The sequence below is a fragment of the Limimaricola sp. G21655-S1 genome, assembly GCF_027213785.1.
GTDB lineage: Bacteria > Pseudomonadota > Alphaproteobacteria > Rhodobacterales > Rhodobacteraceae > Limimaricola.
The window spans coordinates 35595-43169 of the sequence record NZ_JAPWGO010000022.1 but is presented as its reverse complement, the minus strand read 5'-3'; the positions used below and the strand labels follow the sequence as shown (position 1 = coordinate 43169).

At 65.1% G+C, this 7575-nt stretch carries 7 protein-coding genes and 1 tRNA gene; 4 read left to right on the top strand and 4 right to left on the bottom strand.

The genetic code is table 11. From position 1 onward, the window contains the following. Positions 1 to 122 (bottom strand): flagellar basal body protein (locus O4G76_RS17405; protein WP_269398432.1); only part of this gene is annotated, 122 nt, incomplete at its 3' end. 327 nt (positions 123 to 449) lie between these two features. On the opposite strand from O4G76_RS17405, the gene xrtE reads away from it, so the two are divergent. Continuing rightward, positions 450 to 2231, top strand: coding sequence for an exosortase E/protease, VPEID-CTERM system (gene xrtE / locus O4G76_RS17400; RefSeq protein WP_269398515.1), 1782 nt, complete (start codon positions 450 to 452; stop codon positions 2229 to 2231). A 15-nt stretch (positions 2232 to 2246) separates the two neighbouring features. Here xrtE and O4G76_RS22090 read toward each other — a convergent pair whose 3' ends face one another. The 3 genes from O4G76_RS22090 to O4G76_RS17385 form a co-directional block, all read right to left on the bottom strand. After that, complete coding sequence (locus tag O4G76_RS22090) at positions 2247 to 2720, bottom strand: VPEID-CTERM sorting domain-containing protein (protein ID WP_269398514.1); 474 nt, start codon at positions 2718 to 2720, stop codon at positions 2247 to 2249. Then, on the bottom strand, positions 2692 to 2868 hold the full coding sequence (locus tag O4G76_RS17390; RefSeq protein WP_269398513.1) for a hypothetical protein: 177 nt from the start codon (positions 2866 to 2868) through the stop codon (positions 2692 to 2694). The genes O4G76_RS22090 and O4G76_RS17390 overlap by 29 nt, the downstream gene beginning before the upstream one ends. 112 nt (positions 2869 to 2980) lie before the next feature. Then, positions 2981 to 4297: an ATP-binding protein gene (locus O4G76_RS17385; RefSeq protein WP_269398512.1), complete on the bottom strand. Its 1317-nt coding sequence runs from the start codon at positions 4295 to 4297 to the stop codon at positions 2981 to 2983. Between the two features lie 36 nt (positions 4298 to 4333). Between O4G76_RS17385 and O4G76_RS17380 the strand changes: the two genes are divergently transcribed. The 3 genes from O4G76_RS17380 (at position 4334) to O4G76_RS17370 (ending at position 7555) form a co-directional block, all read left to right on the top strand. Continuing rightward, positions 4334 to 5215, top strand: a complete 882-nt coding sequence (locus O4G76_RS17380; RefSeq protein ID WP_269398511.1) for an MBL fold metallo-hydrolase — start codon at positions 4334 to 4336, stop codon at positions 5213 to 5215. A gap of 69 nt (positions 5216 to 5284) precedes the next feature. Beyond that, a tRNA-Asn gene (locus O4G76_RS17375) sits at positions 5285 to 5359 on the top strand. Positions 5360 to 5698: 339 nt separating this feature from the next. Next, entirely contained in the window at positions 5699 to 7555 is a 1857-nt protein-coding gene (locus tag O4G76_RS17370; protein ID WP_269398510.1) for a site-specific integrase, read from the top strand. The last annotated feature ends 20 nt before the right edge of the window (positions 7556 to 7575 follow it).

The window sequence follows — 7575 nt, the reverse complement described above, 5'->3', positions numbered from 1 at the left end:
ACGAAGCTGCGCCGGTAGCCGTCGGTGTTGGCGTTGGCGATGTTCTCCGAGATCCGGCCCACCGCCGTGGAATTGGCGCGCAACCCGCTCACGCCGGTCTGCATCGCATAGGAGATGCTCATAGATCTGCCCTTTGTCTCTGGTGCAGGCCCCTGACGTCCACGGCTTCTGACGAGCCGATGAGGTGAGTGGGTCAGGTCGCTACCCAAAAGTACTAGTTTTCTTGCTGCCCATAGGAACGATGATTGTGGCAACAGTGTGGCGCCGCCGTTCACAATTCGGCCGTAAGCCACTCCGGGCAAAGGCGTTTGTCCATCGGACCCAAATCAACACCCTATGAATCTTCCCGGGGCTGGGACGAGCCGGGCAATCTCTTTCAGGCATCGAGATGAGCTCCGGGACGCGACGCTTCGCTCGGCCGCCGCCGGCCATCAGCCGCATGACCCGGCATGCCAAGTCGCTGGTCCGCTGGCCCCTTGGAAACAGACGGACGATCGGTCGAACAATCGACCAAGCCAAAGCAAATTGACGCCCCAAATCGGGGCGAAAGCTTTAAGGGAGCGCGAGCTTCGTCATGGTTTGATCCTCGATTAAGGCACGCGTTCGAAGAACCGTTACCGACTGCCCACAGGACCCGTTTCTTGACCTATCTTTCCCAGCCACGTCTGGCCTTGCTCTGCGTTCTCTTCTTTGTCGAGACGCTGATGATCGTCGCCGTCTATCAGTTCGGCGTGTCGGTCGAGTGTCGCGCCAGTGCGGCGGAACTGTGGTGCCAACAGCTGCGCGGATCGCTCGGGCGCGGGATCACCGTCATTGCGGCGTTGTCGCTTTACTTCGTGGCCCGGCCCAAGGCCGGGAAGACCCTCGTGGCCCTGAGCGGCGGCGCGACGTCCGGCCTCTGGCCCGCCATTCACGCATTGGGGATAGCGCTGATCTTCTCGCCGGTGATCCTCTTCGGTCCGGCCCTGCTGCAGGACCGGCTGGAAACGGCACTGCCGATCATGGCGGCCGGGGCGCTCGCCGGGGCTCTGGGGGGTGCGTTCTGGATGGTGTCGCCGCGTGGCTGGGCCGTCTGGTTCGCCGACCAGCGCTGGGTGCCGGTATGGCTCGCCCTGATCGCAGCGCTGCTGCCCGAGGCCGCGACGACGAGCGGCATGCTCTGGAACTGGGACTGGCTGGCGCGGCCGACATTCCAGGCTGTGGCGCTGATCATGTCGATGAGCGGACTCGCGGTCATGGTCGATGTCTCGGAATACATCATCGGCGCCAATGACTTCTTCGTGCAGATCGCGGCGGCCTGTTCCGGGGTCGAGGGGCTGGCCTTGGTCACCGGCTTCGTCGGCCTCTACGCGGTCCTATTTCGCGACACGCTGCGGCAGCGCCGGCTCTGGCTGGTGCTCTGGCCATTGGCACTTGGCCTGAGTTGGGTGTTCAACGTCATCCGGATCGCCATCCTGGTGATGATCGGCGTGGGTGGCGCCCCGGACCTCGCGGTGAACGGGTTCCACAGCTATGCCGGTTGGCTCGCCTTCACCATTCTGGCATTGCTGATCCTGGCCCTGGCCCAAAGCCTGCCCTGGCTGCACCGAAACCGCGCCGCTCCATCTGCGCGCACGCCGTTGTTGCGAGATTGGGATGCGGCGCGGATCCTGCCCTTCGTGGTCTTCATGATCTCGGGCATCGTCGTTTCGGCGTTCTGGACTGCGCCCGAGGCGGGCTACCCGTGGCGGGTGATCGCCATGGCCTTGTCGCTGGCGCTATTCTCACAGGTCTACGCGCGGCTGGAATGGCGCCCGGATGTGCTCTCTCTTGCCGCGGGCGGAGTCGTGGGGATCGGCTGGATCTTCGCCGGCATGGCAAGCGGCGCACAGGCGACGATCACCGATCTCGCGGGGCCGATCGGTGGTGCTGCTCTGGCACTGTGGATCGGGGCCCGGCTCGTCGGCACCATTATTCTGGTACCGATGATCGAGGAGCTTTTCTTCAGAGGCTACCTGCACGCCCGGATCGATGATGGCAATATGCGTCTTCGCATTCTGGCCTTTACCATATCGGCTATGGGCTTCGCCCTGCTGCATGGGCAGTGGCTTGCCGCGGGAATGGCGAGCTTGGTGTTCTCGGCACTGCTGATACGGCGAGGCCGCGTCGGCGATGCCGTCGCGGCCCATGTCTCGGCCAATGCCGTCGTTGCGCTGTGGGCCATATCGAGCGGGAACTGGGCCCTGATCTGAGGTCGGCGGGGCCGCTCAGCCGCGCTTCCTGTTCCGCTCCCACGCGAAGATCAGCATCGCGGCCACGGCAGCGACAGCCAGCAAGCCGCTCGACGCGTCGATCTCCGGAACCGCATGCGGCTTGCTCTTGTAGGCGTACCAGTCACGCCAGGAAAAACGCCATGTCGCGAAGCTTGGCGTTGCCATGGCGGCAAGGAATGCGGCGCTGGTTGCGAGTCGCACGGCAGTCTTCATGGTCGATCCCCTCACATTTGCTCCGTTAAAAAGACGCAAATGCGACATGTTTCGCAAGGGTTTGGGGCCAAATTCGACGCAATGTCCGGCCTGACTGAACAGTGGCGGCGCGGCGGAATTATTGTTGTCGCTTTCCGGCGCAAAAATGTCCGGTCCGCCCGAGATGATGCCCGCCGCTACTCGCTTCGTCGCACTCGTCAGGGGTGGAACAGGAATATCGACATACTCAATCCTCTTCGTCGTTGAGGCCGCCACCGGTCTGCAAGACAGGGTCGCCGCCGGGCCGATAATCCGCGCGGTCTTCATCATTGAATGCGGTGCCATCGGCGCCTGCGGGGGTCGTCACGCCCGTCTCACCTTGCATCTCGGCGCAGGCCGCGAGCAGGAAGAAGACCGGCATCATGGACTTGTAAGTCATCTCGATTCCTTTGGCTGATGGCGGGCCAACGCCCCATGGACGGATCGGGTCCGGGCCGGATCCGACCGGACCTCCGCCTGCCATCTGAAGAGATGCTTCAGCGCGCCAGCACCAGCTCGGCCCTGAGCCCACCCAACCGCTCGCTGTCGCCCAGATGCAGCGCGCCGCCATGCGCATGGGCGATATCCGCCACGATGGCGAGGCCGAGGCCGACGCCGGTGCCGCGATCCTGGTTGCGCGCGGGATCGAGCCGGGTGAAGGGGCGCATCGCCTCTTCGCGGCGCGCTTCGGGGATGCCGGGTCCGTCATCCTCGACCAGAAGCCGCAAGCTGCGCGGCGACACGATCAGCGATACCTCGCAGCGCGTGCCATAGCGCAGCGCGTTGCCGATCAGGTTCTCGAGCGCGCGGCGCAGCGCCGTGGGTCGCAGCGGCATCGCTTCGCTCCTGCCCTGCACCGGCCGCATCTCCACCGCCTGCCCGGTGCGCCGCGCATCCTCGACCACCCGCGCGGTCAGCTCCTCGGGGTCGATCCGCTCCACCTCGTCGCCCGCATCGCCCCGCGCGAAATCGAGAAACGCGTCTAGAAGCCGGCGCATCTCGTCCACGTCGCCGACCAGCGGACCCACCTCCTCCTCCGGCAGCATCGACAGGCCGAGCCTGAGCCGCGTCAACGGCGTGCGCAGGTCGTGGCTGATCCCGGACAGCATCAGCCGCCGGGCCTGGCTCTGCCGCTCGATCCTCGCCCGCATGTCGAGAAAGGCCATCCCGGCGGCCCGCACCTCCGAGGCACCGCCCGCCCTGTAGGGCACGAGCCGCCCCTTGCCATAGGCGGCGGCGGCCGCGGCGAGCCGGGTGATCGGTCGAAGCTGGTTGCGCATGAAGAGATAGGCCACCAGCGTCAGCAACGCGCCGAGCACCACGATCAGCACGATCAGCTGGTGCGGGTTGCTGGCCGACACCCGGCGCCGGTCGAAGCCCAGCTGCAGCGTCCCGTGATCGGTGCCGGCCCAGACCGAGACCTGACGCCCGGCGGTCAGCTCGACCGCCTGCACGTCATCGAGCCCGGACCGCAGCGTGGCGATGACCTGCTGACCCGACAGATCCCACGGTTTGACCGAATCGCCGCCGGGCGGCGCCGGGGCAAAGCGGGTTTCGAGTTCGAGCGGCTCGCCCAGCCGGGCCGCCGCCTCGGCCGCGGCGGCGCGCGCCGGCGTTGCATTCACGGTTTCGGCCACATAGCGCAGATCGATCAGCACGGATCTTGTCATCTGCCGCGTGACGCCTTCGAAATGGCGCTGCACGAAGCTGATCGAGATCACCAGCTGGAGGGTGACCACGGGCAGCAGGAGGATCAGCGCGGCGCGGCCCTGCAAACCGCGCGGCATCCATCGTTTCAACCAGTCGAAGGTCATGGCGCAAGCTAGCCGCCCGGACCGGAAAGGAAAAGCATGAGCGACGACGCCCGCGTGCGCCTCGAACCGGGGCTGGTGCGGCTCCGCGCGGCCAATCCTTCGCCGATGACCGGGCCCGGCACCAACAGCTACGTACTGGGCCGCGACCGGCTTCTCGTGCTCGACCCCGGCCCGGCCGAGGACGGACATCTCGCGGCGCTGCTGACCGAGATCGACGGCCGCCCGGTCGAAGCGATCCTCGTCACCCACGCGCATCGCGACCATTCCGCCTTGGCCCCTGCCCTCGCAGAGGCCACCGGCGCACCGATCTGCGGGTTCGGGACCGCGCATGCCGGGCGCAGCCCCCTGATGCGGCGGCTGGCCGAGGCCGGTCTTGGCGGCGGCGAAGGTCTCGACGCGGCCTTCCGGCCCGATCGGATCCTGCGCGAAGGCGAGCGGATCGGCGCGGGCGGCACGCCGGTCACAGCGCTGCACATGCCGGGCCACATGGCCGGGCATCTGTGCTTCGTCTGGCGGGGGGCGGTGTTCTCGGGCGATCTGGTGATGGGCTGGGCCAGCACCCTGATCTCGCCGCCCGATGGCGACCTCGCGGCGTTCCGCCGCTCCTGCGCGCGGCTGCGGGCGCTGCAGCCCCGGCGGCTCTATCCCGGCCACGGCGCACCGGTCGACCGGCCGGCGCCCAGGATCGACTGGCTGCTGTCCCACCGCGCCGAGCGCGAGGCGCAGATCGTCCGCGTCCTCTCGAAGGGTCCCGCCGATGCAGGAGAAATCACGCGGCTGCTCTACGCCGACATCCCGGCCGAGTTGCAGGGCGCGGCCCGCCGCAACGTCCTCGCGCATCTCCTTGATCTCATGTCGCGAAACCGCGCGATCGCCGAAACGCCCGGTCTTGCCGAGGCCCGATTCAAGCTGACGTGAGGAGAGCGAAATTTTTCCGCCTCGGCCTCTGGACACTCCCGATCCGATAACTGTATATCGCCCACATGTTCCGGCGTAGCTCAGCGGTAGAGCAGTTGACTGTTAATCAATTGGTCGTAGGTTCGATCCCTACCGCCGGAGCCAAAAAATTCTAAGCTACTGCTTCTGAAGGGCTTTTTCGACATAGCGTCGAAGAAGCCCTTTTTGCTTGCGATTCCTGTCTCTCCGCCTGGCACAACCGCTGGCACAGGAGTCGAAGACATGCGGTCCCAAGTCTCGGCACAGTCGCACCTCGAATACCGTCCCTCCGGCTTCCACTGGCGCCGACGCTGGCCCCGACGTGCCCTGAGGATCTGGACCCCATCGAAAAAGATCGCACTCCTCTTCTCCCTACGATCCCACGTCCTTCCCGACGCGAAGGCCCTTGCACAGAAACTTACGCTTCTGAGCGACATCGCCTTCGCCGGAGTGACGGAGAGAACGATGGCGATCGCGCCCGACATCATGGAAAGGCTCCTCGTGGAGCTCTGCCGCTTCCTCATCGAAGCGGCCGATGTAGCGCGCGAGATGGAAGCTCTGCGGACTCCGGAAGCGGCGGCCTTCGACCTCGCTTGCGCCAACGCCGCGATGGCGACGCTGCGGCATGCGATCGCGTCCCGGGACCGCGAAAAGGCGCGGAACCCTCTGAGAGAGGTCGCCTGCCGTCTCGGAGTTCCCCTCGATGAAGCTGATCCCGACTGGCAGCGGCTGGCGTTTCGCGCGCTCCGCGTCATGCTCGATGCCGAGCAGGAGAACCTCCGCCGCGATCAGGGCGATTTCGGGGGGCCGTCACCGGCCTTCCAGACAGCTCGCTCCCTACTCGATGCGGGAACCCCTTCGGCTGTCGTCCAGCCTATTGCACCGCCGGCGCATCCGGCATCGATCGTGCCGCCTGCCAAGCCGGCAATGCCCGACGCGTCGACCATCGCGACAGCGGCCTCCATGCAGCCTCACGACGCGCCACGGACGGGTTTCTCGCCCCCTATTGAAGTCGCCGCCGACGAGGTAATCCCTGCCTCCAAGGCATCGGAAGCCATACCTGGAACGTCCGTCTGCCCAGACATCCTGACCGGCTCAGGACGCTACATCGAGGAGCGTTGCAAGGGCTACAGCTCATTCAAGCCCTACGAGCAACCATGCTCCAAGGCGGGAGAAAGCTGGGCGCGCAACTCCGCGCCGAATGCCCGGTCGACCGCATCTCTCTTCGGCCGGATCTTCGGCAACAAGCCCGCCGACCAAGTTTCCGATGCCGAAATGAAGGCGTCATGGGAGGTCGTCGCTCGCCTGCCCCGCAATTACCAGGCGAAGACCAGCAAGATGTCTCCGCAGGAGGCTGCGGATGACGCTGACGCGACCGAACGACACAACGCCGAAATTACGCGAGCCAAGCTGGAAAAGCAGGGTGCGAGCCCGGGCAAGATCGAATTCGAGATCCTGAAAGGCCGCATCCGGCGGCTTCGGACGGCCACCATCTATCGCCACATGCAAGACCTCCAGCGCATTTGCGTCTACCTCAAGAAGCGCGGACATCTGACCAAGAACATCATGGAAGATCACATCTGGGATTCCGCCGAGCTTGCACGTCGCGATATCCTCGAGGAGGACAACGAACGGCTGACATGGTTCGGCAAATTGGAGGGCCTTTTCCGCTCGCCGATCTATCAGACCAAGCTCGAGGATGTCGGCGATCCGATGTTCTGGGCACCGCTGATCGCGGTGCATATGGGCCTCCGGAGCGAAGAGATCCTCCAGCTCTATCTCGACGATATCCAGATCATCGACAAGATCCCCTGCATTGTGCTGAAACAGGGGCCGGGCCAGCATCTCAAGAGCCAGGCGTCGCGCCGGACAGTCCCGATCCATGACAACCTGCTGAAGCTGGGTTTCATGCAACTCGTCGCCCTTCGTCGGCGCGAGGGGGAGCCTCGTCTGTTCCCTTGGCTCGAGCGCAGCCAGTCCAAGAAGACGTTCACGGAGACCTTCTCGAAACGGTTCACCAAATACCGCCAAGATCACAAGATCTACGATGCGCAACGGGATTTCCATAGCTTCCGGACCACCTTCAACGATCTGGTGATCCTTGCCGAACGCCAGGACTCTCACCGCCGTGCGCTCATGGGCCATGTCGAGCGGGATGTGGGTATCACGAACTACAACCCGAGCGGCTTCTCGATGAGAACGCTTCGGGACTGCGTCAACGCCGTCGAGGTCGACATTTCGATGATCCGTTCACCGTTTGCGGAAGTAGCTACGGCAGGCGTAACCGACCTGTCCGCTCACCGCACCAAGACCACCGCCTGAAGGCACTTTGAGAGCCCGTC